The organism is Streptomyces sp. PT12 (genome assembly GCF_003311645.1).
GTDB lineage: Bacteria > Actinomycetota > Actinomycetes > Streptomycetales > Streptomycetaceae > Streptomyces.
The window spans coordinates 26,328-51,512 of the sequence record NZ_QEST01000287.1 but is presented as its reverse complement, the minus strand read 5'-3'; the positions used below and the strand labels follow the sequence as shown (position 1 = coordinate 51,512).

22 protein-coding genes and 2 pseudogenes are annotated in these 25,185 nt (G+C 72.4%); 10 read left to right on the top strand and 14 right to left on the bottom strand.

From position 1 onward, the window contains the following. Positions 1-98: 98 nt before the first annotated feature. Positions 99-1,682 carry a glycoside hydrolase family 20 protein gene (locus DEH69_RS30565; protein WP_113690247.1) on the bottom strand — a complete coding sequence of 528 codons (1,584 nt, stop codon included), beginning with the start codon at positions 1,680-1,682 and terminating at the stop codon, positions 99-101. A 182-nt stretch (positions 1,683-1,864) separates the two neighbouring features. On the opposite strand from DEH69_RS30565, the gene sdhC reads away from it, so the two are divergent. Genes sdhC through DEH69_RS30545 form a run of 4 tightly spaced genes read left to right on the top strand, consistent with a single transcriptional unit; the run spans position 1,865 to position 5,295 of the window. Further along, complete coding sequence (gene sdhC, locus DEH69_RS30560; protein WP_113690246.1) at positions 1,865-2,245, top strand: succinate dehydrogenase, cytochrome b556 subunit; 381 nt, start codon at positions 1,865-1,867, stop codon at positions 2,243-2,245. 5 nt (positions 2,246-2,250) lie between these two features. Further along, complete coding sequence (locus tag DEH69_RS30555; protein ID WP_113690291.1) at positions 2,251-2,727, top strand: succinate dehydrogenase hydrophobic membrane anchor subunit; 477 nt, start codon at positions 2,251-2,253, stop codon at positions 2,725-2,727. Positions 2,728-2,764: 37 nt separating this feature from the next. Continuing rightward, the gene (gene sdhA / locus DEH69_RS30550; RefSeq protein ID WP_113690245.1) at positions 2,765-4,519 is read left to right on the top strand and encodes a succinate dehydrogenase flavoprotein subunit; all 1,755 of its coding nucleotides are present in this window, start codon (positions 2,765-2,767) and stop codon (positions 4,517-4,519) included. Beyond that, a complete protein-coding gene (locus DEH69_RS30545; protein ID WP_113690244.1) occupies positions 4,519-5,295 on the top strand; it encodes a succinate dehydrogenase iron-sulfur subunit in 777 nt (258 codons plus the stop codon). The genes sdhA and DEH69_RS30545 overlap by 1 nt, the downstream gene beginning before the upstream one ends. Positions 5,296-5,485: 190 nt before the next feature. Here DEH69_RS30545 and DEH69_RS30540 read toward each other — a convergent pair whose 3' ends face one another. Together DEH69_RS30540 and DEH69_RS30535 are read right to left on the bottom strand one after the other, a co-directional pair. After that, on the bottom strand, positions 5,486-7,078 hold the full coding sequence (locus tag DEH69_RS30540; protein WP_113690243.1) for a choice-of-anchor I family protein: 1,593 nt from the start codon (positions 7,076-7,078) through the stop codon (positions 5,486-5,488). 65 nt (positions 7,079-7,143) lie between these two features. Continuing rightward, positions 7,144-7,428 (bottom strand): annotated as a pseudogene (locus DEH69_RS30535) (hypothetical protein); the annotation flags it as partial. 73 nt (positions 7,429-7,501) lie between these two features. Between DEH69_RS30535 and DEH69_RS30530 the strand changes: the two are divergent. After that, positions 7,502-8,869: an FAD-binding oxidoreductase gene (locus DEH69_RS30530; RefSeq protein WP_113690242.1), complete on the top strand. Its 1,368-nt coding sequence runs from the start codon at positions 7,502-7,504 to the stop codon at positions 8,867-8,869. Between the two features lie 555 nt (positions 8,870-9,424). On the opposite strand, the gene DEH69_RS30525 is transcribed toward DEH69_RS30530, so the two are convergent. The 4 genes from DEH69_RS30525 to DEH69_RS30510 all read right to left on the bottom strand — a co-directional run bounded on the left by DEH69_RS30525 (position 9,425) and on the right by DEH69_RS30510 (position 13,997). Then, positions 9,425-10,252 carry a hypothetical protein gene (locus tag DEH69_RS30525; RefSeq protein ID WP_113690241.1) on the bottom strand — a complete coding sequence of 276 codons (828 nt, stop codon included), beginning with the start codon at positions 10,250-10,252 and terminating at the stop codon, positions 9,425-9,427. A 21-nt stretch (positions 10,253-10,273) separates the two neighbouring features. After that, positions 10,274-11,887: an ABC transporter substrate-binding protein gene (locus DEH69_RS30520; protein ID WP_113690240.1), complete on the bottom strand. Its 1,614-nt coding sequence runs from the start codon at positions 11,885-11,887 to the stop codon at positions 10,274-10,276. Positions 11,888-12,152: 265 nt separating this feature from the next. After that, positions 12,153-12,458 (bottom strand): carboxypeptidase-like regulatory domain-containing protein, encoded by a 306-nt coding sequence (locus tag DEH69_RS30515; RefSeq protein ID WP_113690239.1) that lies wholly within the window; start codon positions 12,456-12,458, stop codon positions 12,153-12,155. Positions 12,459-12,614: 156 nt separating this feature from the next. Continuing rightward, entirely contained in the window at positions 12,615-13,997 is a 1,383-nt protein-coding gene (locus DEH69_RS30510) for a metallophosphoesterase (protein ID WP_113690238.1), read from the bottom strand. A gap of 161 nt (positions 13,998-14,158) precedes the next feature. On the opposite strand from DEH69_RS30510, the gene DEH69_RS30505 reads away from it, so the two are divergent. Next, positions 14,159-15,475: a D-alanyl-D-alanine carboxypeptidase family protein gene (locus DEH69_RS30505; RefSeq protein WP_113690237.1), complete on the top strand. Its 1,317-nt coding sequence runs from the start codon at positions 14,159-14,161 to the stop codon at positions 15,473-15,475. A gap of 16 nt (positions 15,476-15,491) precedes the next feature. Here the strand turns inward: DEH69_RS30505 and DEH69_RS30500 are convergent. The 3 genes and pseudogenes from DEH69_RS30500 to trpS form a co-directional block, all read right to left on the bottom strand. Further along, positions 15,492-16,298, bottom strand: a pseudogene (locus tag DEH69_RS30500) (YihY/virulence factor BrkB family protein); the annotation flags it as partial. 73 nt (positions 16,299-16,371) lie between these two features. Next, positions 16,372-16,953: a 2'-5' RNA ligase family protein gene (locus tag DEH69_RS30495; protein ID WP_113690290.1), complete on the bottom strand. Its 582-nt coding sequence runs from the start codon at positions 16,951-16,953 to the stop codon at positions 16,372-16,374. A 62-nt stretch (positions 16,954-17,015) separates the two neighbouring features. Further along, a complete protein-coding gene (gene trpS / locus DEH69_RS30490; RefSeq protein ID WP_113690235.1) occupies positions 17,016-18,035 on the bottom strand; it encodes a tryptophan--tRNA ligase in 1,020 nt (339 codons plus the stop codon). Positions 18,036-18,166: 131 nt separating this feature from the next. Between trpS and DEH69_RS30485 the strand changes: the two genes are divergently transcribed. Next, positions 18,167-19,153: a malate dehydrogenase gene (locus tag DEH69_RS30485; protein ID WP_113690234.1), complete on the top strand. Its 987-nt coding sequence runs from the start codon at positions 18,167-18,169 to the stop codon at positions 19,151-19,153. A gap of 13 nt (positions 19,154-19,166) precedes the next feature. Further along, positions 19,167-20,054, top strand: a complete 888-nt coding sequence (locus DEH69_RS30480; RefSeq protein WP_113690233.1) for a glycine betaine ABC transporter substrate-binding protein — start codon at positions 19,167-19,169, stop codon at positions 20,052-20,054. 63 nt (positions 20,055-20,117) lie between these two features. Here DEH69_RS30480 and DEH69_RS30475 read toward each other — a convergent pair whose 3' ends face one another. Both DEH69_RS30475 and DEH69_RS30470 read right to left on the bottom strand, forming a co-directional pair. Further along, a complete protein-coding gene (locus DEH69_RS30475; protein ID WP_113690232.1) occupies positions 20,118-20,531 on the bottom strand; it encodes a DUF3017 domain-containing protein in 414 nt (137 codons plus the stop codon). A 41-nt stretch (positions 20,532-20,572) separates the two neighbouring features. Next, positions 20,573-21,430, bottom strand: coding sequence for a bifunctional methylenetetrahydrofolate dehydrogenase/methenyltetrahydrofolate cyclohydrolase (locus DEH69_RS30470; protein WP_113690231.1), 858 nt, complete (start codon positions 21,428-21,430; stop codon positions 20,573-20,575). A 275-nt stretch (positions 21,431-21,705) separates the two neighbouring features. Here DEH69_RS30470 and DEH69_RS30465 point away from each other — a divergent pair, with 275 nt between their 5' ends. Together DEH69_RS30465 and DEH69_RS30460 are read left to right on the top strand one after the other, a co-directional pair. Further along, positions 21,706-22,440, top strand: a complete 735-nt coding sequence (locus DEH69_RS30465) for a DUF4234 domain-containing protein (RefSeq protein WP_220131363.1) — start codon at positions 21,706-21,708, stop codon at positions 22,438-22,440. A 137-nt stretch (positions 22,441-22,577) separates the two neighbouring features. Then, positions 22,578-22,853 (top strand): hypothetical protein, encoded by a 276-nt coding sequence (locus DEH69_RS30460; RefSeq protein WP_258535078.1) that lies wholly within the window; start codon positions 22,578-22,580, stop codon positions 22,851-22,853. Between the two features lie 66 nt (positions 22,854-22,919). On the opposite strand, the gene purH is transcribed toward DEH69_RS30460, so the two are convergent. Continuing rightward, positions 22,920-24,497: a bifunctional phosphoribosylaminoimidazolecarboxamide formyltransferase/IMP cyclohydrolase gene (gene purH, locus DEH69_RS30455; protein ID WP_113690229.1), complete on the bottom strand. Its 1,578-nt coding sequence runs from the start codon at positions 24,495-24,497 to the stop codon at positions 22,920-22,922. Then, positions 24,494-25,129, bottom strand: a complete 636-nt coding sequence (gene purN / locus DEH69_RS30450; protein ID WP_113690228.1) for a phosphoribosylglycinamide formyltransferase — start codon at positions 25,127-25,129, stop codon at positions 24,494-24,496. Before purN ends, purH begins: the two co-directional genes overlap by 4 nt. Positions 25,130-25,185: the final 56 nt, after the last annotated feature.

The following is a 25,185-nucleotide window of genomic DNA, read 5'->3' as shown; positions in this document are numbered from 1 at the left end:
ATGCCCCGATATGACCCCATATACCCTGACATGGGGGGCTTTTGTCGCCCCGGTCGCCACCCCGGCCCGCACCCCTGGCCACCCGCTGCCGCGGCCGCTCAGCCCCGGCCCCCGACGCGGTCGGCCAGCTCCGTGAACTCCTCCCATGTCCCCTCGGGCCGTGACGGATCCCACAGCTTCTGGGACACCGCGCGCAGCGGCAGCCTGATCCCCGCCGCCACCTCGTCGGGCGTCTGCGCGTCCGCGAGATCGCACCACACCGCGAAACGGCCGCCCGGCACATGGTCCGCGTCCGCGAAACGGTCAGGCACGGGGGATGTTCCACGCAGCACGTCGGGCGTCCACTCCTCGAAGATGCGCTGACCCGTCGGATAGGTGAACCCATTGGGCTGGCCGAGGACGTAGTACAGGAACTCCGAGTTGAAGTTGACGAGCTTGAATCCCTCGTCCAGATATTCGATCGGCGGCCTCGCGCCCTGCTCGCGTCCCGTCCAGTACGCCACCTGCCGGTCCTCGCTCGGCTCGACGACGCCCCCGGCGTGCATGCCGTCGTTCCACACCTGGGGCGTCCTGTCCAGGTCCGTGACGACCTCGGCCCGGTCGTTGAGCCATCCGGTGGCCAGGTCGCGCACGGTCGCGTCGTCGCCGTAGCGGTCCCGCGCCGCCCTGGCCAGGCCCGGGTAGGTGGCCTCGGGGTCGCTGCTGAGCAGGGCCGCGTACTCGTCGCCGCCCAGGTGCCAGAAGCGGGCGGGGAACAGGTCCTTGTACTCGCGCAGCAGCTCGTCGATGAGGCGGCCCGCGGCCGGGTCGGCGATGTTGATCGCGCCCTCGGCAGCGCTGCCGTCCGCCCGCCGCAGCTGGAGGTCGGGGTGCGCGTCGAGCACCGCGCCGAGGTGACCGGGGCTGTCGATCTCGGGGATGACCTGGATGTGCAGCGACTCGGCCAACCGGACGATGTCGCGCACCTCGCGCTTGGTGAGGTGCTCGTCGGAGACCACCTCGGGGTGGCTCTCGCTCTCGATGCGGAAGCCCTGGTCGTCGCTCAGGTGGAGCTGGAGCTGGTTGAGCTTGAGGTCGGCCATCTCGCGCAGCCGGTCCTCGATCCAGTCGGCGGAGAACGGCTTGCGCGCGATGTCGATCATCAGCCCGCGCTGCGGCCTGTCGGGGCGGTCGGTGACGGTGCCCTCGGGGGTGCCGCCGTTCGCGTTGACCGACTGCACCAGCGTGCGCGTGCCGTAGAAGACCCCGGCCTCGGTCCGCCCGACGATGCGGACCCGGCTGTCCTCGGTGACGAGCGTGTACCCCTCTCCCCCGGTGTTCGCGCGGTCGTCGATGCCCAGGATCACATCGCCCTCGCGGCCCCCCTCGCCCGCGCGCGGCACGTCGAGCTCGTCGGCGAGCCGGTCGGCCTCGTCGTCCAGCGGCCCGTCCTCGTCGGCGACCACGCGGGTCTCCTCGCCCGGCGCCCAGCCGCGCCCCGACGCGGCGTCGAACGACCGCACCGAGGGGATCGACTCGACCGGCCCCTCGGGACCCGTGGGCCCCGCGGCGGCGACGCTCCCGCCGGGGCCGCGCTCGGGTGGCGCCTCCTCGTCCCCCGTCGTGACGGTGACCACGGCCCCCGCGACGATGACCAGCACCGCCGCGACCAGTGCGAATATTCGCCAGTGCGCTTGCCGCATACGTTCGACGTTAACCGTTGGCCAAGAGTCGGCAACCCGGCGTCGAACGCCGCGGCTCCATGATCGAAGCGGCCTTCCCGCGGCCGAGCCAGGGCCGTCGCGCGGCTACGATGACCCGCGGCCGGTGATCGGTATCCGGCCGGGCCGCAGGGCCCGCACCACCGCTCGTGAAGGGTTCTTCCGTGCCGGCAGGAACGTTGTACCGCGGCCGGGAAGGCATGTGGTCATGGGTGGCGCACCGCGTCACCGGTGTCCTCATCTTCTTCTTCCTGTTCGTCCACGTGCTCGACACCTCCCTCGTCCGCGTCTCGCCCGAGGCGTACGACAAGACGATCGAGGTCTACAAGACGCCCCTCGTGGCCGTGATGGAGTACGGCCTGGTGGCCGCCGTGCTGTTCCACGCGCTCAACGGCCTGCGCGTCGTCGCCGTGGACTTCTGGGCCAACGGCGCCCGCTACCAGCGGCCCATGCTGTGGACCGTCGTGGGTGTCTGGGTCGCGCTGATGGCGGGCGCCGCCTATCCGGTGCTCGGGCACGCGTTCCGTGAGCTGTTCGGGAGCTGATGACCATGGCCATCGAGATCAGCGAGGTCTCCAAGGGCGACGAGGGCGGAAGGCGCTACGGCCCCGACCACCCCGCGCCCGTCATCGAGCCCCCGCGCGCCCGCACGCGCCGCACGCCGCGCACCACCAGGACCAACTTCGAGCTGTACGGCTGGCTCTTCATGCGGGTGTCGGGGGTGCTCCTGGTCGTCCTCGTGGTCACCCACCTGGTGATCCAGCTCGTCCTCGACGGCGGCGTCAGCAAGGTGAGCTTCGCGTTTGTCGCGGGCCGCTGGGCCTCGCCGTTCTGGCAGGTGTGGGACCTGCTGATGCTGTGGCTCGCGATGCTGCACGGCGGCAACGGCCTGCGGACGATCATCAACGACTACGCCCAGCGCGACTCCACGCGCTTCTGGCTGAAGATGCTGCTCTATGTGGCCACGGTCTTCACCGTGCTGCTTGGCACCCTGGTGATCTTCACCTTCGACCCGAACATCAGCTGAACCGCCGGGGCTTCGACGCGAGAGTATGACGAGAGCGATGCAGATCCACACGTACGACACCGTCATCGTCGGCGCGGGCGGCGCCGGGATGCGGGCGGCCATCGAGGCCACCAAGCGCAGCCGCACCGCCGTGCTGACCAAGCTGTACCCGACGCGTTCGCACACCGGCGCCGCGCAGGGCGGGATGGCCGCGGCCCTGGCGAACGTCGAGGACGACAACTGGGAGTGGCACACGTTCGACACGGTCAAGGGCGGCGACTACCTGGTGGACCAGGACGCCGCGGAGATCCTGGCCAAGGAGGCCATCGACTCCGTCCTCGACCTGGAGCGGATGGGGCTGCCGTTCAACCGCACCCCCGAGGGGCTGATCGACCAGCGCCGCTTCGGCGGCCACAGCCGCAACCACGGCGAGGCGCCCGTGCGCCGCTCGTGCTACGCGGCCGACCGCACCGGTCACATGATCCTCCAGACGCTCTACCAGAACTGCGTGAAGGAGGGCGTCGAGTTCTACAACGAGTTCTACGTCCTCGACCTGCTGCTCACCACCGTGGACGGCGTGCGCCGCGCGGCGGGCGTCGTGGCGTACGAGCTGGCCACGGGCGAGCTGCACGTCTTCCGCGCCAAGGCCGTCGTGTTCGCCTCGGGCGGCAACGGCAAGTTCTACAAGGTGACATCGAACGCCCACACGCTCACCGGCGACGGCCAGGCGGCGGCGTTCCGGCGCGGACTGCCCCTGGAGGACATGGAGTTCTTCCAGTTCCACCCGACCGGCATCTGGCGCATGGGCATCCTGCTCACCGAGGGCGCGCGCGGCGAGGGCGGCATCCTGCGCAACAAGGACGGCGAGCGCTTCATGGAGAAGTACGCGCCGGTGATGAAGGACCTCGCCTCGCGCGACGTCGTCTCCCGCTCGATCTACACCGAGATCCGCGAGGGCCGCGGCTGCGGCCCCGACGGCGACCATGTGCACCTCGACCTCACCCACCTGCCGCCCGAGCAGCTGGACTCCAAGCTGCCCGACATCACCGAGTTCGCGCGCACCTACCTCGGGATCGAGCCGTACACCGACCCCATCCCGATCCAGCCGACCGCGCACTACGCGATGGGCGGCATCCCGACCAACGTCCGCGGCGAGGTCCTGTCCACCAACACCGACGTCGTGCCCGGGCTCTACGCCGCGGGCGAGGTGGCCTGCGTCTCCGTGCACGGCGCCAACCGCCTCGGCACCAACTCCCTGCTCGACATCAACGTCTTCGGCCGCCGCGCCGGGATCGCCGCCGCCGAGTACGCCGCGGGCGCGGACCTGGTGGAGCTTCCGGACGACCCGGCGCGCTTCGTCGCCGACGAGGTGACGCGCATGCGCGGCGCCACGGGCAACGAGCGGGTGACCGTGATCCGCCGCGCGTTGCAGGAGACGATGGACAAGAACGCCATGGTCTTCCGCACCGAGCAGACGCTCAAGGAAGCGCTGGAGGACATCACGGCGCTGCGCAAGCGGTACCGGAACGTCTCGGTGCAGGACAAGGGCAGGCGCTTCAACACCGACCTGCTCGAAGCCCTCGAGCTCGGGAACCTCCTCGACCTCGCCGAGGTGCTGGTCGTCTCGGCGCTGGCCCGCAAGGAGTCCCGCGGCGGCCACTACCGCGAGGACTTCCCGCACCGCGACGACGTCAACTTCATGCGGCACACCATGGCCTATCGCGAAGTGGACTCCCAAGGAAACGAGACGATCAGGCTCGACTACAAGCCGGTCGTCCAGACCCGCTACCAGCCGCAGGAGCGTACGTACTGATGGCAACGGTGACCGAGACCCCGACCGGGGGCATGGCCGACTCGTCCCACCTCGCGCGGGTCATGTTCCGCATCAGGCGGTTCAACCCCGAGTCATCCGAGCACGCGTTCTGGCAGGACTTCACGCTGGACATCGACCCCAAGGAGCGGGTGCTCGACGCCCTCCACCAGATCAAGTGGGACGAGGACGGCACCCTGACGTTCCGCCGCTCGTGCGCCCACGGCATCTGTGGCTCGGACGCGATGCGCATCAACGGCAAGAACCGGCTGGCCTGCAAGACGCTCATCAAGGACATCGCCGACCTCGGCGGCGGCCCCAAGGCCAAGCCGGTGGTGATCGAGCCGCTGAAGGGCATGACGGTCCAGAAGGACCTGATCGTCGACATGGAGCCGTTCTTCCAGGCGTACCGCGACGTGATGCCGTTCCTGGTGACGACGGGCAACCAGCCGTCGCGCGAGCGCCGCCAGTCGGCGGAGCAGCGGGAGCGTTTCGACGACACGACCAAGTGCATCCTGTGCGCGGCGTGCACGGGCGCGTGCCCGGTCTTCTGGAACGACGGCCAGTACTTCGGCCCGGCGGCGATCGTCAATGCCCACCGCTTCATCTTCGACTCGCGCGACGAGGGCGCCGAGCAGCGCCTTGAGATCCTCAACGACCGCGACGGCGTGTGGCGTTGCCGCACGATCTTCAACTGCACGGACGCCTGCCCGCGCGGCATCGAGGTGACAAAGGCGATCCAGGAGGTCAAACAGGCCCTGATCACCCGCAGGTTCTGACCCCTGGCACAGCCCCGGGCCTCGGGAACACCGAGGGCATGGCTGAGTACCGTCCGTTCCGTCTGAGGCGCGTCCGGGTGCGGGAGTACCGAAGCATCGCGGCCTGCGATCTCCGGCTCGGGCTCCTACGGTTGACATCACGCGGCCTTCACGACGACGCGCCCCAAGGGCGCGTCGTCGCGGGGTGGCGTCAGCCGATCTCGTAGATCGCCGTCGTGCCGCTCGTCTCGAAGCCGACGACCAGCAGGGGCTTGTCCGTCGGGCTGTCCTGGGCGCGGATGAACGTCAGGCCCTCGGGGCCGAGGTCGCCCGCCGTGCCCGCCTCGGGGTCGCCGTCGAAGTCGCGGGAGTTGACGTAACCGGCGAGCTCGGGGTGGCGCGGATTCGACAGGTCGTAGACCACGACGCCGCCGACGCGTTCGAGACCGGCGAACGCGTACTCCGTACCCGCGACCCGGCCCACCGTGACGCCCTCGGGCTCGGGGCCCTTGTTGTCGCTGCGGGAGTCGGGGGCGTTCTCCGTGTTGTCGGTGTTGAAGTCGTCGGTGAAGCGCTCGGCTATCAGGCGTTCGAGCTCGTCGCCCGAGTCCCACACCACCCGGCCGCGCGTGTCGAGGACCGAGAGCGAGCGCCCGCCGAGCGCGTGCAGCTCGGTGTAGCGGCCCTGCCGGTCGCGCGGCGAGGTCTCGGTGATGGTCAGGCGGCCGAGCGCCTCGGGGCTTCGCAGAGCGTCGGCGTCGCGGAACGCGCGCGGCGACAGCTCGACGTCCGCGACGCGCACCTCCTCGGCGTAGCAGTCCCAGTCGCGCGCGTCGCCCTCGTTGGCCGTGACCAGGTAGTCGCCACGGGAGAACGAGGCGATGCCGTCGGGCTGGTAGAGCCCGCGCACCGGCCAGCGGCCGATGTGGGTGCCGCCGTCCTCGTCGGACGGGTCGAGGCCGTTGCCGCGGCGCGAGTGGTCCTTGGTGCCCAGCGGCTCGATGCGCGTGACGCGCGCCCTGGCGAGGTCGACCACGGCGATCGCGTTGTTCTCCTGGAGCGTCACATAGGCGAGGCGCCCGTCGGGCGAGACGGTCGCGTACTCGGGCTCCAGGTCCTGCGCGGCCGAGGCGCCGGGGCCGTAGATGCGCACGCCGTCGCGGCGCAGCCGGTCCTCGGAGCCGTTCCAGGCGCGGAAGTCGGCGGTGCGGACGCTGTCGACGCGGCCCTCGTGCAGCGTGATGACGCTCACCGAGCCCTCCGGGTCGTAGCCGTCCTCCTCGCAGTAGGAGGCGGGCTCGCCCTCGTTGACGACGACGACGCGGCTGCCGTCGGGCGTGAACGTCAGGGCGTCGGGCAGCGCGCCCACGGTGACCGACTCGACCTCGGTGGCGTCGTCGGCGCGGAAGAACGACACGGTGCCCGGCCGCGTCTTGTCGCTCGCCTGCTGGGCGACGGCGACGAGCCCGTCGTGCACGGCGACGCTGTTGGCGCCCGGGGTGGCCAGCTCGGCCACCTTGACGGGGTTGGCCGGGTCGCCGATGTCGAGCACGTCGACGGTGCCGCGTTCGGCGTTGACCGTGAACACCCGCGCGGTGGCCGGGTCGAACGCCGTGATCTCGGCCGCGGCCTCGTCGAAGGACCCGGACTCGTACCGGCCGAGCAGGGTCAGCTCCACCTCGCCACCGGGGCGCCCGTGCCGAGCGTCGCGCGCGTCCCGCGCCTCCTGCGCCGCGGCGGGCGCGAGTGCGGTGGCGCCGAGCAGCACGGCGGTGCCGAGCAGTGCGCTTCTTCGGTATTTCATGCGCCGGATCGTGGCCCGTCCCCGCGCCCGCCCGGTGAACGGTGGAGGGCCCCCGGGTGAACACCTCAGGCCGCGTCGCGCAGCACCAGGGTGACAAAGCCCAGCGTGCCGCGGTAGCCGTGCGGCCAGCGGGTGCGGTGGGCGTCGGCGCTCGCGCGGGCCTCGGCCGCCTCGGAGTGGTCGGGGTGGTCGGGGTGGTCGGGGTGGTCGGGGTGGTCGGGGTGGTCGGGGTGGTCGAGCGCCCAGCGGGAGAGCGAGCCGGTCCAGCACCACTCGTACTCGTCCCACTCGTCGAGCGTCGAGGTGTGCCCGTAGACCGGCAGCCAGCCGTCGGCGACGACGCGTTCCATCGCGGCGCAGCCTCGCACAACGGACGCCGTCCCGACCATGGGATTTCCCGCACGGCGATGCGAAACTCCCGCTATGGACACTCTTGTCGCACGGCTGCGCGAAGGGCTGCCCGCCGAGGCGGTCCTGACCGACAGCGATGTCACCGCGTCCTACGCCCACGACATGGCCAGCTTCTGCCCCGCGGGCACCCCCGCGGCCGTCGTGCTGCCGCGCACGGTGGACCAGGTGCGCCACGTGCTGCGCACCGCCCACGAGGCGCGCGTGCCCGTGGTCCCGCAGGGCGCGCGCACGGGCCTGTCGGGTGGCGCCAACGCCGTCGAGGGGTGCGTGGTGCTCTCGCTGGTGCGGATGGACCGGATCCTCGAGATCGACCCGGTCAACCGGTACGCCGTCGTCGAGCCCGGCGTCGTCAACGCCGACCTGTCCAAGGCGGTGGCCGCCCACGGCCTCGCCTATCCCCCCGACCCTTCGAGCTGGGAGCAGTGCACGATCGGCGGGAACATCGGCACGGGCTCGGGCGGCCTGTGCTGCGTCAAGTACGGCGTGACGGCCGAGTATGTCCTGGGCCTCGACGTGGTGCTGGCTGACGGTCGGCTCCTGACGACCGGTCGGCGCACCGCCAAGGGCGTGGCCGGGTACGACCTGACGCGGCTCTTCGTGGGCTCGGAGGGAACGCTCGGCGTGGTCGTGGGCGCGGTGCTCGCGCTCAAGCCCGCGCCGCCGCGGCAGCTGGTGCTGGCCGCGGAGTTCGACTCGGCCGCGGCGGCGGGCGACGCGGTCTGCCGGATCATGGCCGAAGGCCACACCCCTTCGCTGCTCGAACTGATGGACGCGACGACGATCGCCGCCGTCAACAAGCTGACCCGCATGGGACTTCCGGAGAGCACGCGGGCGCTGCTGCTCGCGGCGTTCGACACCGCGGACCCGGGCGCCGACCTCGCGGCGGTCGCCGAGCTGTGCCGGGACGCGGGCGCGACGGACGTGGTGCCAGCCGATGACGACGCGGAGTCGGAGATGCTGCTCGCCGCGCGGCGTTCGGCCCTGGTGGCCCTTGAGGCGGTCAAGGGCACCACGATGATCGACGACGTGTGCGTGCCGCGCAGCAGGCTCGCCGACCTCCTCGACGGGGTGGCGGCCATCGCCGAACGCCACCGGCTGACGATCGGCGTGTGCGCGCACGCGGGCGACGGCAACACCCACCCGACCGTGTGCTTCGACGCCCGCGACGAGGACGAGTCGCGCCGCGCGCGGGAGTCGTTCGACGAGATCATGGCCCTCGGCCTCGACCTCGGCGGCACCATCACGGGCGAACACGGCGTGGGCGTCCTGAAGAAGGAGTGGCTGGCCCGCGAACTGGGCCCGGACGGCGTGGAGTTGCAACGCGCGATCCGCCAGGTCTTCGACCCGAGAGGCATCCTGAACCCGGGCAAGGTGCTGTAGACCTGCGGCGGCGAAGCCGCCACCCGCCGCGGGTGGGTGAGGGGCGCCGCGGCTGCCGCCGCTGACTCGGCCGTGAGCCTGCCGTCGCCGCGTGTCACGCGGCCAGCCCGCGGGCCGGTGCGGGTCGGCCAGTGGGACTGCGGCTGCCACGGCGAGGGAAGGGCCGTGAGCCAGTACGGATGGCATACCTGGCCCGATGGCTACGGGACACCTGCCGCCGCAGGCCCGGCAGTTGACCGCGACGGTCCCGCGGTGGGCCGATGCACGTGGGCCAATGGTGCTGCGGCTACCACCGCGGGGGTTCGCCCGTGGCCGAACTGGCCGCACCGTCGGAACACGTGGCCGCGGCGCGGCCCGCGCCGACGGACCGACAAGGCCGCAGGGAACGCCGTACCCCATTCACCGGCCCGCGGACGGGCCGCGCGGCGCGCGCCGACGGGGCCGTCGTCCACGGCATCGCCCCCTGCGCACCGGCCAGCGGCCGGGCCCGCGGCGGTAGCCGCGACACCCCTCACCCACCCGCACCCAGCAACGGCCAAGCCACAGGGGCAAGCGTCATTCCTTGACCGTCGCCCGACACAGAAGCTCCGTCAACTCCCGGCGCAGCTCCTCGGGTTCGCGGTTGAGCTCGGGGGCGACGTGGGTGCGCCAGTTGTCGGCCAGGCGGTCGAGCGCCTGGCCGATCGCCCGGTGCATCATCCGCCGCGTCACCAGCAGCGGCACCGCGGCGACCGGGCGGGCCAGGCCGCGGCCGCACAGCATCGTGACCACCTCGACGCGCCACGTTCCGTCGGCGGCCTCGCGCGGGTTGGCCTCGAACGCGGCGCGCAGTACCGGGTGCCGCATCCGCAGCGAGAACGCGGGCCTGCCGGGCGCGCCGAAGCGCGCGGCCCCTTCGAGCGCCTGCCACCAGCGCGCGAGGTCGAGCGTGCCGTTGAGCGTGAACCACCGCAGCCGCCTGCGCCGCCCGTCGGCGCGGGTCAGCGCCGCGTCGACGGCCAGGTCGAGCCGTTCGGGCCGGTCGGCGCTGTGCAGCCGCACCACGGACACGACCCGGCCGCTCGAGGTCTCCGCGCCGTCGGGGAACGTGTACGCCGGGTGCGTCACCTCGAAGCGCGCGCCGGTCTCGCGCGCCCGGTCCCACGCGAGCACCTCCGCCTCGACCGCCTGCTCGTGACCGTCCACCAGCGCGTATCTGGCGCCGGGCCGCAGGTGCTCGCCTGAGCGCAGCTCGACGCCAGCGACGGGATGGCCGTCCTCGGCGAGCAGGGTGGACCCGCGCGTGCCAAGGCTCTCCAGGACGTCGTGCGCGACGCCGAGAGCCCTCTCGACGTGCGGACGGCTGACGGACGTGAGGACGATCGTGTGCCGTAGGCGTGCCATGAGCGCATCATGGCGCAAGGATCAGATGCGGCGCAGCTCCCAGAGCCGCCACACGCCGCTGTTGCTCGACAGATGCTGAGTGCCCGTGATGTCCTCGGCGCTCAGGGTGATCCGCACGTCCTGGAAGATCGGGACGATGGGCGCCGCCTCGGCCGCCAGCTCGTGGATGTGCTTGAACCGGTCGGCGGCGAGCCCGCGGTCGGGCTCGTCGCGCGTCTGGGCGATGAGGTCGTTGATCCCGTCGTCGCTGTAGCCGGTGTTGAGGCCGTCGCCCTCGCCGAGCAGCACGTCGGTGAACGCGGCGGGGTCGGGGTAGTCGGCCACCCAGCCCACGATGTAGGCGTCGAACGGCGCGGAGCCGTAGATCTGCGGGATGAACTCGGACCAGTCGTAGTAGGTCGTCGTGACGTCGAACAGGCCGTCCGCCTCAAGCTGGCGGGTGATCACCTCGGCCTCCTCGTGGTTCTGGACGCCTCGCGAGTAGGCGAGGTCGAATGGGACGGGCAGCTCGTACCCCGCCGCCTCCAGGTCGTCGCGCAGCTCCTCGGGATCCGCGTCCCGGTACCAGTCGTAGTACGGCGTGCCATGGCCCGCGAAGCCCACGGGGATCAGGGAGTAGAGCGCCTCGACGGCGTTCTCGTGGACATGACGGGTGATCGCCTCGCGGTCGAGCACCGCCGCGGCCGCGCTGCGCAGCGCCTCGTCGGCCATGGGGGCGCCCTCGCGGGTGTTGAAGCCCATGACACGGATGGAGGCGGCGGCGGACTCGCTGAAGCGGTGGTCGGGGTCGCTGGGGTTGATGTCCGCGAGGACCTCGGGCGGCATCTTGCCGTCGTTGACGTCGACCTCGCCCTCCTCCCACGCGCGGGCCAGCAGCTGGTCGGCGGCGGTGCCGTCCTCGGCCTCGGTGAACCACCGGACGCGGATGGGGAGTTCGGCGCGCTCGTTGGCGCCGCGGTACTCGGGGTTGGGCTCGAGGTCGGCGTACTCGTTGGGCTCGTACGCGGTCAGCGTGTAGGGCCCCGAGCCGACGACGGAGCCGTCGTCGCGCGGCTCGAGCTCCTCGTAGCTCTCGCTGTCCACGATGGCGCCCGCGCTGCCCGCCACGATGAACGGGAAGGTCGCGTCCGGCTGGTTGAGCTGGAACACGATGTCCCTGCCGTCGACGGTGACCGACTCGAGAGAGGCGAGCAGGCTTGAGGGGCCCGCGTAGTTGAACTTCTCCTCGGCCGGGATGCTGTCGTCCGCCTCGTCCTGCTCGGCCCGTTCGGCCATGGCGAGGATGCGGTCGTAGGAGAACTTGACGTCGGCGGGGGTCATCAGCCGACCGGTGGAGAACGCCAGGTCCGCGCGCAGGGTGCAGCGGAAGACCGTCAGCTCGTCGTTGTCGAAGTCGCATGCCTCGGCCGCGTCGGGCACGGGCTGCTCGTTGCCTGGCACATACGTCAGCAGCGACTGGTAGAGGTTGCTGACCATCATGGCGGCGCCCGCGTCGTAGGCGCCGCCCGGGTCGAGCATCGAGGGCGTGGAGGTGCTGCCCACGACGATCGGTTCCTTGTCACCACCGTCCGAACGGAAGAACATCCAGCCGCCGATCGCACCGACGACCAGCACCACGGCCAGTCCGATGCCCATGGCCGATCTGGCCCGGATCCGTGCCACTCCCCGAACCCTTTCTCGCAAAAACCTCGGTGGCTCAGCCAACCACAGGGTCCACACCACTGCACCACGCGGGGCACAACGGTGCGGCCACAACTTGACCCGGATCTGGAGGGGAAGCGCTTTCGGTGACGGAACTAGCGGGGCAAGTGCGGGGATTTCGACGGGTGTTCGAACCTGGTGAGGTGATCACCGAGGGGTGCGGGCGCGGTCACCCGGGGTCGGTCGGGGTCGGTCGGGGTCAGTCGGAAAGTGTGGCGCCCGGCACATCGATGCGGAACTCCACCTCGACGGGGCGCCCTTCGAGCCTGACGGCCACGCTCTGGCTGCCCAGCTGGGGGGAGAACGCGGCCAGCAGGTAGTCCCCGCGCGTCGGGGCGGTCACCGTGAAGGCGCCGTCGTCCGCGCTGCGCGTCTTCACCAGGCTCCGCCCACCCCCTGGCCCCGTCAGGGTCACCACGGCCCGAGGCAGCGCGACCCCGAGGGAGTCACGCACCCGGCCTCGGATGACGAGGGCCTCGATCCCGATCTCGATCTCGTCCGCCATTGCCCACCGCACCTCCGCCACAGCGTTGTGTGTCCGCCACGCTGTCACTTTGTTCCCTGGTCGTTATCCAAGACACCGGAGCGGGACGAATAGTTGACTCGCACGACAGCTTGAGACGAAAACAGGACAATCGCACTCAGTTGTTGTTTGCCGAGGTCAGGACTGCCCCGACTCCAGCGTGATGATCGTCACATCGGGATCGGCGCCGATGCGGACGGGCGGCCCCCAGGCGCCTGCACCGCGGCTCACATAGAGCTGGGTGTCCCCGTAGCGTTCGAGGCCCGCCAGGGTCGGGTTGGCGAGCGCGGCGAGATAGGTGATCGGCCAGACCTGGCCGCCGTGGGTGTGGCCCGAGAGCTGGAGGTCGACGCCGTGGTCGACCGCGTCGTGAATGGTGACCGGCTGATGGGACATCAGGATCGACGCCCGCTGCGGGTCGCGGTCGCCGAGCGCCGCGCCGAAGTCGGGGCCGCCGCCCTCGGTGCCCTCGCCCGCCAGGTCGTTGACCCCGGCCAGGTCGAAGTGGGGCAGCTCGTCGCGGGCGTTCTCCAGGGGGCGCAGGCCCAGCTCGCGCAGGTGGTCGAGCCATTCCCCCGTGCCCTCGACGAAGTACTCGTGATTGCCCGTCACAAAGTACGCGCCGTCGCGCGCGCCCAGCTCGGCGAGGGGCGCGGCGGCGGTCCTGAGGTCGGCCACCTCGGCGTCCACGAGGTCGCCGACGACGGTGATCAGGTCGGGCTGGGCGCGATTGATCGTGTCCACCACGCGCTGGCAGTGCGAGCGGCCCATGAGCGGGCCCAGATGGATGTCGCTGACCACGGCGACGCGGTAGCCGTGGGCCGCGCGGGGCAGCTTGGCCAGCGGAACGGTGACGTGCTTGGTCCTGAGGTTGCGCGCGTTCCACGAGCCATAGCCGAGGGCCCCGGCCGCGACCACCCCCGCGGTGAGCGCGGCGGCGCGGGAGACCAGCAGCCTGCGGCTCAGCTCGGCGGGGTCGTCCGGGGCCCTCAGGTCCTTCGCGCCCTTCGCGCCGCCGCCCCTACCACCGTCGGCACCCTCGCCGCCAGCGCTTTCCCCGGCCGCGCCGACCTCGCCCGCCGCGAATTCGGCCGGATCCTTCGCCCCCGCGCCGCCCGCCCCCGCCGCCACGGGAACGGGCTCGGACGCGGGCTCGGGCTCGGGCTCGGACGCGGGCTCCCCCGCCGCGCGCCCCCGCGCCCGCCGCCGCAGCACCCGCAGGACCAGCGGCCTGGCCACCTCGGCCGCGCCCAGCGTGAGCAGCAGATAGAGCATCGCGATCATCCAGTGGTAGCCGGGCCACGCCGTGAACCGCTGCACGCCGAACGGAACGCCCATCTCGCGCCCCGCGAACGAGAACACCGCCAGCACCGGAAGCACCGCGAGCGCCACCGCCCCCGCGGTCCGGTACCGGCTCCCCTGCGCCGAGACGTCCCGCACGAGGCGCTTCCACAGATACCAGTGGATCGCGCCGAGCACGACCGCCACCACGGCCAGCGGGATGACGATCAAAACGCCCATGGTGAACGTCCTTTCAGCTTCTTGTCCGACCAGTATGCGGCGCCGTCGGGGCGTCCTCCGGATCGGGGCCAGTCACCGGTTTGAGCCGCACCACTGGTCAGCTCGGGGACGGCCAACGGTAAGTTCGTGATGTGCCGTTCACTCGCTCGCCCTCCCTTCGGATGCCTGTTCGCGCGCTCGTGCTGGCCATAGTCACTCCCGCGCTGCTCGCCCCCGCCACTGGCGCCGCGGCCGACGACGACGACCCGCCCGCCGAGAGGTCGGCGGTGGGCGGCGAGCTACTGGCCAGCCCCCGCCCTCAGGTGCGCGCCGACGACGGCGCGCCCGCGCTGCCCGACGACCTCACCGCCAGGTCGTGGATCGTCGCCGACGCCGAGAGCGGCGACGTGCTGGCCGCCCGCGACGCCCACCGGCCGCTGCCGCCAGCGAGCACGCTGAAGATGCTGTTCGCGGACGCGCTGCTGCCGAAGTTCGACCGCGATGACACCTATGTCGCCGACCCCGACGACATGGCGGACCTCGGCCCTGGCAGCAGCGCCGTCGGCCTCGACGACGGCGCGACCTACACCGTCGAGGACCTGTGGCACGGCGTCTTCCTGGCCTCGGGCAACGACGCGGTGGCCGCGTTGACCGCCATGAACGGCGGCCGCGAGCCCACCGTCGCCGAGATGAACGAGCGCGCCGACGACCTCCAGGCCAACGACACCCACGTGGTGAGCCCCGACGGCTACGACGCCGAGGGGCAGGTGTCGTCGGCCTACGACCTGACCCTCATCGCCCGCTCCGGCATGCAGAACGCCGACTTCCGCGCGTACGCCGCCACGCCCAGCGCCGACTTCCCCGGCGAGGGCGAGGGCGATGACCGGGAGACCTACGAGATCCAGAACACCAACCGCCTGCTGGTCGGCGCCCCCGGGCTCGAGCGCTACGAGGGCGTCGCCGGGGTGAAGAACGGCTACACCTCGGGCGCCGGGTACACGTTCACCGGCGTCGCCGAGCGCGGCGGGCGCGTGCTGCTGGTCACCGTGATGGACCCCGAGGGCGACAGCCTGACGGTCTACCGGGAGACCGCGGCCCTCTTCGACTGGGGATTCGCGGCGGCCGACTCGGTGGAGCCGATCGGCGAGCTGGTGCCGCCCCTGAGCGAGCTGCCGCAGGACCCGCCGCGCGAGCCCGGCGAGGCCACGGGCGGCGCGGACGCCGACGGGGCCAACCCCGCGGGTCCGGGCGCGACGGGCCAGGAGGGCGCCGCGGGCGGCGGCGGAGACGGGATCTCCTCCACGGGGCTCACGGTGCTCGGGGTCACCGCGGCGGGTCTGGCCGTGGTGGCGGGGGCGGCGTATCTGTTCCACCGCCGCCATCCCCTTCCCCTGGCGCGCCCCTCGCGCCCTTCCCACCCGCCGCGTCCTTCGCGTCCTTCCCGCCTGTCCCGCCCGTCGCGTCCATGGCGTCGGCGCGGGGACGCTCCGCCGGAGTGACCGCGGTCGCCGTCCAGGCGCAGCAGATCAGCAGGAGCTTGGCCATCAGGTTCATCCACACCAGCAGGGCGATCGGGACGCCGAACGCCCCGTACACGTTCCTGGTGGCCACGTCCGTCAGATAGCTGCCGAGCAGCGCCTTGAGCAGCTCGAAGCCGACCGCGCCCCCCGCGCACGCCGCCACGAGGGCGCGCCTGGGCGGCCGCACGCCGGGCAGCAGCACCAGCAGATAGACCAGCAGGAAGAACGTCACGACCATCGCGAGCGCATAGGCGGCCACCCGGATCGGCCACCCCGTCCCCGCGGTGCGCGCCGCCCAGTGCACGGCGCCGGTCGCCAGCGCCGAGACGCCGAGCGAGAGCAGCGAGACGACGCCGAGCCCGGCCAGCACGCCCAGGTCGCGCACCCGGCGCAGCAGGGGGTTCGCCTCGGGGTCGGGCAGGTCCCACAGCGCGCGCAGGCAGCCGCGCAGCGCGTCCACCCAGCTCGCGCCCGTGGGCAGCACCAGGAGCAGGGAGATCAGGCCGATCGTGCCCGCCTGGTCGAAGAGCGTGTGCAGGTCGAGGCGCTGGGAGATGCCGGGCACCTGGTCGGAGGCCCAGCGCTCGATGTCGCCGACGCGCCCCCGCCCGAGCACCGCGACCCCGAGGGCCACGGCCACGCCGAGGACGGGGAAGAACGCGATGAAGCTGGTGAACGTGATGGCCGCGGCGAGCCTCGACCAGGCCCTGTCGTCCAGGTGCCGGTACACGCGCCAGGCCCGGCCGCGCAGGAACCACGCCACCGCGGGGCCGATCCCCCGCGTCCTGGTCAGTCTGTCCATGACGGGGCTCACGGTAGACGCGAGTGCCCCCAGCAGGGGAGATGACACAGCGGGGCGGCGGGCCGCCCCGCGGTTACGCGGCCTCCAGGGGCCTCTCGCGCGACGCCGCCCTCGTGCCGCGCTGCCGTGGGCACGGCGTGAACGTGAACTCGCGCCGCAGGCTCCACGCCCCGCCCGCGCCCTGCTCGTAGAGGGCGAACCCCGGGACGGTCCAGGCCGCCTCGTACGCGGCGAGCTCGGCCTGCGCGGCGTCCATCGCGTCCTCGGGGATGCCGTGGGCGACCGTCACATGCGGGTGGTAGGGGAACGGCAGCTCGCGCGCGAGCGGGCCGCCCCGCGCGCGCACCCGCTCCTGGAGCCAGCCGCACGCCGAGACGTCTTCGACCACCCGCACGAAGACGACGGGCGTCAGCGGCCTGAAGGTGCCGGTGCCGTGCAGCCGCATCGGGAAGGGCCTGGCCTCGGCGGCGATCGCGGCCAGATGGTCCTCGATCGCCCGGCGGTCGGCCGCCGCGACCTCGGTGGGCGGCAGCAGCGTCACATGGGTGGGGATGCCCGAGGCCGCGGCGTCCCCGAAGCCCAGGCGGCGGCGCTGCAACCTGCTGCCGTGCGGCTCCGGCACCGGGATGGACACGCCGAGGGTGACCGTCCCCACCACTTCGCCCTCCTGTCTGTCCGTCCTGTCTGTCCGTCTCGTTGCTCAGCCCGTCCCGCCGCTCAGTCCCGCGGCCCCGCGGGCAGGAAGCCCACCTTGTCGTACACCTCGGCGAGCGTGGCGGCGGCGACCTCGCGCGCCTTGGCCGCGCCGTCCGCCAGGATGCGGTCCAGCTCGGCGGGGTCGTTCAGATACTCCAGGGTGCGGGCCCGGAACGGCGCCACCCAGTGCGCGAACACCTCGGCCAGCTCCGTCTTGAGCGGGCCGTACAGCTGCCCCGTGAACTTCTCCTCAAGCTCGGGCACCGAGATCCCGGTGAGCGCGGAGTAGATCGTCAGGAGGTTGCTCAGGCCCGGCTTGGCCTCCCGGTCGAAGCGGATCTCCGTGCCGGTGTCCGTGACGGCGCTGCGGAACTTCTTCGCCGACGCCTTCGGCTCGTCCATCAGCCACACGATGCCCTTGGGCGACGATGCCGACTTGCTCATCTTGATCGACGGGTCCTGGAGGTCGTAGATCTTCGCCGCGTCCTTGAGGATGTACGCGCCAGGCACGGTGAACGTCTGCCCGTAGCGCCCGTTGAACCGCTCGGCGAGGTCGCGCGTCAGCTCGATGTGCTGGCGCTGGTCCTCGCCGACGGGGACCTGGTGGGCGTTGTAGATGAGGATGTCCGCGGCCTGGAGCACCGGGTAGGTGAAGAGCCCCACGGTCGTGCCCTCGGTGCCCTGCCTGGCCGACTTGTCCTTGAACTGCGTCATGCGCGACGCCTCGCCGAAGCCCGTCAGGCAGTTCATCACCCAGGCGAGCTGGGCGTGTTCGGGCACATGGCTCTGCACGAACAGCGCGCAGCGCGACGGGTCGAGGCCCGCGCCGAGGAGCTGCGCCGCGGCCAGCCGCGTGGACTGCCGCAGCTGCCCGGGGTCCTGCGGGATGGTGATCGCGTGCATGTCGACGACGGCGTAGAACGCGTCGTGCGTCTCCTGGAGCGCCACCCACTGCCGGACCGCGCCGAGGTAGTTCCCCAGGTGGAACGAGCCCGCCGTGGGCTGGATCCCGGACAGCACGCGAAGAGGTTGAGTGGCCATGGGCGCCATTGTCTCAGGTCGCGAAGGCGCGCCGGGAGCCTTTGCGGGCCCGGCCCACGGGCGCCCGTGGGGGCCCGTGGGCCGGGGGATAACCTGGCCTGGTAGTGGTCGTTAACCTGGGAAGGCTCCGCATGTCCCGCACCCCCGTCACCGTCACCGTCACCGGCGCGGCCGGCCAGATCGGCTACGCCCTGCTCTTCCGCATCGCCTCGGGCCAGCTGCTCGGCCCCGACACCCCGGTCCGCCTGCGGCTGCTGGAGATCACCCCGGCGCTGTCCGCCGCCGAGGGCACCGCGATGGAGCTGGACGACTCGGCCTTCCCGCTGCTGACCGGCATCGACATCACCGACGACCCGAACGCCGCGTTCGACGGCGCGAACGTCGCGCTGCTCGTCGGCGCGCGCCCCCGCACCAAGGGCATGGAGCGCGGCGACCTGCTCGAGGCCAACGGCGGGATCTTCAAGCCGCAGGGCAGGGCGATCAACGACCACGCCGCCGACGACGTCAAGGTCCTGGTCGTGGGGAACCCTGCCAACACCAACGCCCTGATCGCCAAGGCCGCGGCGCCCGACGTGCCCGCCGAGCGGTTCACGGCCATGACGCGCCTCGACCACAACCGCGCGCTGTCCCAGCTGTCGAAGAAGACCGGCGCCCCCGTGGACCAGATCAGGCGCCTCACCATCTGGGGCAACCACTCGGCCACCCAGTACCCCGACGTCTTCCACGCCGAGATCGCGGGGAAGAGCGCCGCCGACGCCGTCGACGAGGCGTGGCTGGCCGACGAGTTCATCCCGACCGTCGCCAAGCGCGGCGCGGCGATCATCGAGGCGCGCGACGCCTCGTCGGCCGCCTCGGCCGCCAACGCCGCGATCGACCACGTCCACACGTGGGTGAACGGCACGAAGGAGGGCGACTGGACGTCGATGGCGGTCCCTTCCGACGGCTCGTACGGTGTTCCCGAGGGGCTGATCTCGTCGTTCCCCGTCACCGCGGCGAACGGCTCGTACGAGATCGTCCAGGGCCTCGACATCAACGAGTTCTCCCGCGTGCGCATCGACGCGTCGGTGCGTGAGCTGGCCGAGGAGCGCGAAGCGGTCCGCGGTCTGGGTCTCATCTGAAACACTGCGCACCATGCCCATACGTCAGCCACTCCTCGCCGGGGCGTGCGCCCTCTGCCTGGCCGCCGTGAGCGCGTGCAGCCTGGCGGGGGGCGTCCTGGGCGAGGGCGAGCCGGCGCCCGTCCTGATCGCCGTGCCCGACTGGCCCGGCGGCCAGGCCAACGCGGCGGTCGCGGCGTATGTGCTCGAGGAGAAGCTGGGCATCCCGGTCGAGCGCTTCGAGGCCGACCAGGAGGCGGCCTGGGACGCCCTGGGCGACGGCTCGGTCCAGGCCATCCTGGAGGACTGGGGCGCGCTCCCCGAGAAGGCCGAGCTGTATGTGGAGCGCAAGGAGCACGTGGTGGACGCCGGCGCGCTCGGGATCACCGGGCACGTCGGCTGGTACGTTCCGCGCTCGTTCGCCGAGGAGTACCCCGAGGCGCTCGACTGGCACCGCCTCAACGACTTCGCCGACCAGCTGGGGGGCCAACTCCTCCAGGGCGACCCGCAGTTCGCCACGCGGGACGAGGCGATCATCGAGGATCTGGGCCTCGATCTGCGCCCGAGGGCGGCGGGCAGCGAGGACGCGCTCGTGGAGGAGATCCACCGCGCCGACGCGTACGGCCTCCCGCTGCTGACGTACTTCTGGGAGCCGCACTGGCTGTCGAGCCAGGTCGAGCTGGCCGAGGTGGAGCTGCCGGGGTACTACCCGCGTATCGAGCTGCGGAAGTACCTCAACGCGGAGTTCGCGGCGGACGGCGGGGAGGCGGCGGCGTTCCTGCGAAACTTCTCCTGGACCGAGCAGGACCAGAACGCCGTGGCCTCGCTGATCGTCCACGAGGGGCTGACCCCGGCCGCCGCGGCCGAGCGCTGGGTGACCGAGCACCCCGACACGGTGGCCTCCTGGCTCAGGGGCACCTGAGCCAGGGGACACCTGAGCCGGGGGCAACCTGAGCCGGGGGCAACCTCAGCCGGGGTCCGCCGTTCAGCCCGCGGAGAAGCGCAACACGTCCCTGAGGAACGGCACTTCGAGCCAGGGGTCGGGCTCGGCCATCAGCGTCAGCAGCACGATCGCGCCGCCGAGCACCGCGTAGGTCGCCACATCGGTGAACCGCGACCGCACCGCGAGCATCCCCACCGCGGGGACCCAGCCGCGCAGCACCGCGCCCGCGATCAGCCCACCGCCGAACACGAGCAGCCCGATGCGGAAGTCCGCGAGGGTGATCAGCAGCCCTGCGACCACCGTGCCGAGGACCATGAGCAGCGGCCACTGCCTGATGGGCGCGGGCGCGTCGCCGCCCGCGGTGCGCTGCCCGCCCTCGGGCCGCGCGGTGCCGCGCGTGGGGTATCTGTCGCGGATCCGCCGCCGCTTGCGCCCCGCGGCGTTGCCCACATCCATGAACGCGCCTCCCTCTCCGCTCTCCTCCGCCGCCCCGCGCCTCAGGCGCGCGCCGCGCGCTCGGCGGAGGTGACCACGTTCTCCAGGAGCATCGCGCGCGTCATCGGTCCGACGCCGCCGGGGTTCGGCGAGATCCAGCCCGCGACCTCGGCGACGCCCGGGTGCACGTCGCCCACGATCCGTCCGGTCTCGTCGCGGCTGACGCCGACGTCGAGGACGGCCGCGCCCGGCTTGATGTCCTCCGGCTTGACCAGGTGCGGAACGCCCGCCGCCGCCACGACGATGTCGGCCCGCCGCAGGTGCGCCGACATCTCGCGGGTGCCGGTGTGGACCTGGGTGACCGTGGCGTTCTCGCCGCGGCGGGTGAGCAGCAGCGGCAGCGAGCGGCCCACGGTGATGCCGCGGCCGACGACGACGACATGGGCGCCTTCGATCTCGACGGAGTGGCGGCGCAGCAGGCGGATGATGCCGTTGGGCGTGCAGGGCAGGGGCGCCTCCTCGCCGAGGACGAGGCGGCCGAGGTTGGTGGGGTGGAGGCCGTCGGCGTCCTTGGCGGGGTCGATCAGCTCGAGCACTCGGTTGGCGTCGATGCCGCGGGGCAGCGGGAGTTGGACGATGTAGCCGGTGCAGGCCGGGTCGGCGTTCAGCTCGGCGACGACCGCCTCGATCTCCGCCTGGGTGGCGGTGGCGGGCAGCTCGCGCTGGATGGAGGCGATCCCGACGGCGGCGCAGTCGCGGTGCTTGCCCGCGACATACTTCTGGCTGCCCACGTCGTCGCCGACGAGCAGCGTGCCGAGGCCGGGCACGAGGCCGTGGAAGGCGAGCCCGGCGACCCGGGAGGTGAGGTCCTGCTTGATGGCGGCGGCCGCCGCCTTGCCGTCGAGAATCTGCGCGCTCATGCCCCCATCCTCGCGGATGGACGGGCCGGGGGACCAATCCGGCGGGGCCGCCGTGCCGTTCACCATGTTGCAGCTTCGCCACAGTCCCGTCCCCCAGGTGGACAGTGGCGGCGCCGGGACGATCAAATGACGGGCCGGGCCGGATGAGGTGGGGGGCGCGGCGGAAGGCGCCCCGCATGGGTGCCCGCGCCGTTGCGCGCGCGTTCGCGCCGAGGCGGGACGCGCGGCCGTTTCCCCGGCCCAACCGTTCAAGCACGTATGAGGAGCCCACGAACGTGAGCAACTACCAGTCCCCTCCCGGCCAGCCGCCGCAGGGTGGGCAGCCGGGGCCTTACCCGCCCCAGGGCGGCCAGCCGGGCCCCTACCCGGGGACGCCCTCAGGACAGCCGGGGCCCTACCCGGGTCCCCAGCCCGGAGCGCCCGGTGGCCAGCCGGGTGCCGCGCCAGGGCCCTATCCGCCCTCGGGCCCGCCCGGTGGCCAGCCGGGGGCGCCGGGCGCGCAGCCAGGGCCCTACCCGGGACCCGCGGGCGGCCAGCCGGGCCCCGGTGGCCCGCCCGTGCCCTACGGGCAGAACGCGCCGGTCCCGCCGGGCGGCGGCATGCAGCCCGTCGGCTTCGGGCAGGCCATGCCGACCCGGGGCCCCGGCGTGACATGGCTGCTCACGATGATCACGTGTGGCATCTACGGCCTGGTGTGGTGGGCCAAGATCCAGAGCGAGCTCAACCGCTTCGACCCGCGCATCGAGGCCAACCCGGCGCTCAGCGTGCTGGCGTTCATCCCCGGTGGCTACCTGATCATCCCGCCGTTCGTCAGCGCGTACAACACGGGCAAGCGCATCCAGCAGGCGCAGCGCGCCGCGGGCCTGCCCGAGACGTGCAGCCCAGGGCTCGGCTGCGTGCTGTCGATCGTCCTCGGCGCGTACATCATCTACTACCAGTCCGAGATCAACAAGGTGAACCAGCAGTACCAGTCGCCCCCCGAGGGCACCCAGGTGCCGCTCGTCGCCTGAGAGTTCACACCGCGCACCGCTGTCGCGCGCCGGGCCACCGCGCCGGGCGCGCGACAGCGGCGTTCAACGGCGTTCAACGGCGTTTCAAGGGCGTTCAATACGCGGCGGAGCCGGGCCGTCCCGGGAGGATGTCGGTCATGAACGACAGCGTGAACACCAACGTGAACGACAGGTACTCGACCTTCACGGCCCCCAGGGGCGGCGTCATGACCAAGGAGGTCGGCGTCATCACCGGCGAACTCGAGCTGTGCACGGGCGCCGAGGCGGACGGCGAGCTGACGCTGCGCGTCCGCTACGCGGGCGCCGCCGAGTGGTACACCCTCGACGGCGGCCCCCACCGGCTGTACGACCCGCGCGACCACGAGGTCGTGCACGACGTCGTGGTCGGGCTGCTCCACCGCGACCACCCCTGAGCCGGACCGCGGGCGGGACGGCGCCCCGGCTCGGTGCCGCGGCTCGGCGCCCCGGCTCAGCGGCGCTCAGTGGAAGAAGTGCCGCGTCCCCGTGAGGTACATGGTGATCCCGGCCGCCTCGGCGGCCTGGACCACCGCCTCGTCCCTGACCGAACCCCCGGGCTGCACCACGGCCTTGACGCCCGCGTCGGCCAGCACCTGGAGGCCGTCGGGGAACGGGAAGAACGCGTCGGAGGCCGCGTACGAGCCCGCCGCGCGCTCGGCCCCGGCGCGCTGGACCGCGAGGCGCGCGGAGTCGACCCGGTTGACCTGGCCCATGCCGACGCCGACGGTGGCGCCATCGGCGGCCAGCAGGATGGCGTTGGACTTCACGGCCCTGGCCGCGCGCCACGCGAACGCCAGCTCGGCCAGCTCGGGCTCCGGGAGCGCGGGCCCCGCGGCCAGCCGCCACGTGGCCGGGTCGTCGCCCGGGGCCTGGAAGCGGTCGGTGACCTGCGCGAGCGCGCCGCCGTCCACGGGCCGGTACTCGGTGGCGGCAAGCGGGGGTTCCGGGCAGCGCAGCACGCGGATGTTCTTCTTGCGGGCCAGGGCGTCGACGGCGCCCTCCTCGTAGCCGGGGGCCACGATGACCTCGGTGAAGATGTCGGCGACCTGCTCGGCCATCGCCACCGACACGGGCCTGTTGACGGCGATCACGCCGCCGTAGGCGGACAGCGGGTCGCACGCGTGCGCCTTGCGGTGCGCCTCGGCGACATCCGAACCGACCGCGATGCCACAGGGGTTGGTGTGCTTGATGATCGCCACGCAGGGCGCCTCGTGGTCATAGGCGGCGCGGCGGGCCGCCTCGGTGTCCACGTAGTTGTTGTAGGACATCTCCTTGCCGTGCAGCTGCTCGGCCGCCGCGAGCCCCGCGCCCGTGCCGTCGCCGTAGAGCGCCGCCGCCTGGTGGGGGTTCTCGCCGTAGCGCAGCACGCGCTCCAGGGCGAAGGTCACGGTGGTCCGCTCGGCGAACGCGTGCTCGCCCCCGGCCGTCCCCGACGCCTCGAGCTCCGCGAACCAGGCCGCCACCGCCGCGTCGTACTCCGCGGTGTGCGCGAACGCCCGCGCGGCCAGCCGCCGCCGCTCGGCGAGCGTGAACCCGCCAGCGGCCACGGCCGCGAGCACGTCGTCATAGCCCGCGGGGTCGGTCACCACGGCGACCGAGGGGTGGTTCTTCGCGGCCGAACGCACCATGGCGGGGCCGCCGATGTCGATCTGCTCCACGCACTCGTCGAAGGAGGCGCCCGAGGCGACGGTGAGCCGGAACGGGTAGAGGTTGCCCACCAGCAGGTCGAACGGCTCGATGCCGAACTCGTCGAGCTGCGCGGCGTGTTCGGCGCGGCGCAGGTCGGCGAGCAGGCCCGCGTGCACGCGCGGGTGCAGCGTCTTGACCCGGCCGTCGAGGGCTTCGGGGAAGCCGGTGACCTCCTCGACCGGGGTCACGGGCACGCCCGCCTCCGCGATGCGCGCGGCCGTCGAGCCGGTGGACACGACGCGCACCCCGGCCTCGTGCAGCCCGCGCGCCAGCTCGGTCAGGCCCGTCTTGTCGTACACGCTGATCAGCGCGCGCCGGATGGGCCGCCTCGTCGTCTCTTCGCCGGTCACGGGATCAACACCTTCCGTCCCTCGATGCGGTACCCGTCGCGGGCGAGCCGCCCCACGACGTCCACGAGCAGCGCCCGTTCCGCGTCCTTGATGCGTTCGTGCAGGGTGGCCTCGTCGTCACCCTCGTGGACCACCACCGGGGCCTGGGCGATGATCGGCCCCGAGTCGACGCCCTCGTCCACGAAGTGGACGGTGCACCCGGTCACCTTGACGCCGTACGCCAGCGCCTCGCGCACCCCGTGCGCCCCGGGGAAGCTGGGCAGCAGCGCGGGGTGGGTGTTGACGAACCTGCCGCCGAACCGCGCGAGGAAGTCGGCGCCCACGATCTTCATGAACCCCGCGGAGACCACCAGGTCGGGCTCGTGCGCGGCGACCGACTCGGTGAGCGCGAGGTCCCAGTCGGGGCGCGAGTCATAGTCGGCGACCCGGTGGACGAACGTCGGGAGCCCGGCCCTCTCGGCCCGCTTCAGCCCCTCGATCCCCGGCCTGTCCGCGCCCACCGCGACGACCTCGGCGCCGTACGCGGGGCCGCGCTCGGCCCTGGCGTCGAGCAGCGCCTGGAGGTTGGTGCCGGATCCGGAGACGAGGACGACGACGCGCGCCGGAGACGGCTGCTCGGGAGCTGCGGCCACGGTGGGTGTCTCTTCTCTGTCCTGGTGCCGGTCCCGGGGTCGTGAACCCCGCGGCC

Bases quoted from the DNA above. Each gene is read 5' to 3' on its own strand.
- DEH69_RS30565 (WP_113690247.1), bottom strand. From the start codon at position 1,682: ATGCGGCAAGCGCACTGGCGAATATTCGCACTGGTCGCGGCGGTGCTG.
- DEH69_RS30555 (WP_113690291.1), top strand. From the start codon at position 2,251: ATGGCCATCGAGATCAGCGAGGTCTCCAAGGGCGACGAGGGCGGAAGG.
- sdhA (WP_113690245.1), top strand. From the start codon at position 2,765: ATGCAGATCCACACGTACGACACCGTCATCGTCGGCGCGGGCGGCGCC.
- DEH69_RS30545 (WP_113690244.1), top strand. From the start codon at position 4,519: ATGGCAACGGTGACCGAGACCCCGACCGGGGGCATGGCCGACTCGTCC.
- DEH69_RS30540 (WP_113690243.1), bottom strand. From the start codon at position 7,078: ATGAAATACCGAAGAAGCGCACTGCTCGGCACCGCCGTGCTGCTCGGC.
- DEH69_RS30530 (WP_113690242.1), top strand. From the start codon at position 7,502: ATGGACACTCTTGTCGCACGGCTGCGCGAAGGGCTGCCCGCCGAGGCG.
- DEH69_RS30525 (WP_113690241.1), bottom strand. From the start codon at position 10,252: ATGGCACGCCTACGGCACACGATCGTCCTCACGTCCGTCAGCCGTCCG.
- DEH69_RS30520 (WP_113690240.1), bottom strand. From the start codon at position 11,887: ATGGGCATCGGACTGGCCGTGGTGCTGGTCGTCGGTGCGATCGGCGGC.
- DEH69_RS30515 (WP_113690239.1), bottom strand. From the start codon at position 12,458: ATGGCGGACGAGATCGAGATCGGGATCGAGGCCCTCGTCATCCGAGGC.
- DEH69_RS30510 (WP_113690238.1), bottom strand. From the start codon at position 13,997: ATGGGCGTTTTGATCGTCATCCCGCTGGCCGTGGTGGCGGTCGTGCTC.
- DEH69_RS30505 (WP_113690237.1), top strand. From the start codon at position 14,159: ATGCCTGTTCGCGCGCTCGTGCTGGCCATAGTCACTCCCGCGCTGCTC.
- trpS (WP_113690235.1), bottom strand. From the start codon at position 18,035: ATGGCCACTCAACCTCTTCGCGTGCTGTCCGGGATCCAGCCCACGGCG.
- DEH69_RS30485 (WP_113690234.1), top strand. From the start codon at position 18,167: ATGTCCCGCACCCCCGTCACCGTCACCGTCACCGGCGCGGCCGGCCAG.
- DEH69_RS30480 (WP_113690233.1), top strand. From the start codon at position 19,167: ATGCCCATACGTCAGCCACTCCTCGCCGGGGCGTGCGCCCTCTGCCTG.
- DEH69_RS30475 (WP_113690232.1), bottom strand. From the start codon at position 20,531: ATGGATGTGGGCAACGCCGCGGGGCGCAAGCGGCGGCGGATCCGCGAC.
- DEH69_RS30470 (WP_113690231.1), bottom strand. From the start codon at position 21,430: ATGAGCGCGCAGATTCTCGACGGCAAGGCGGCGGCCGCCGCCATCAAG.
- DEH69_RS30460 (WP_258535078.1), top strand. From the start codon at position 22,578: ATGAACGACAGCGTGAACACCAACGTGAACGACAGGTACTCGACCTTC.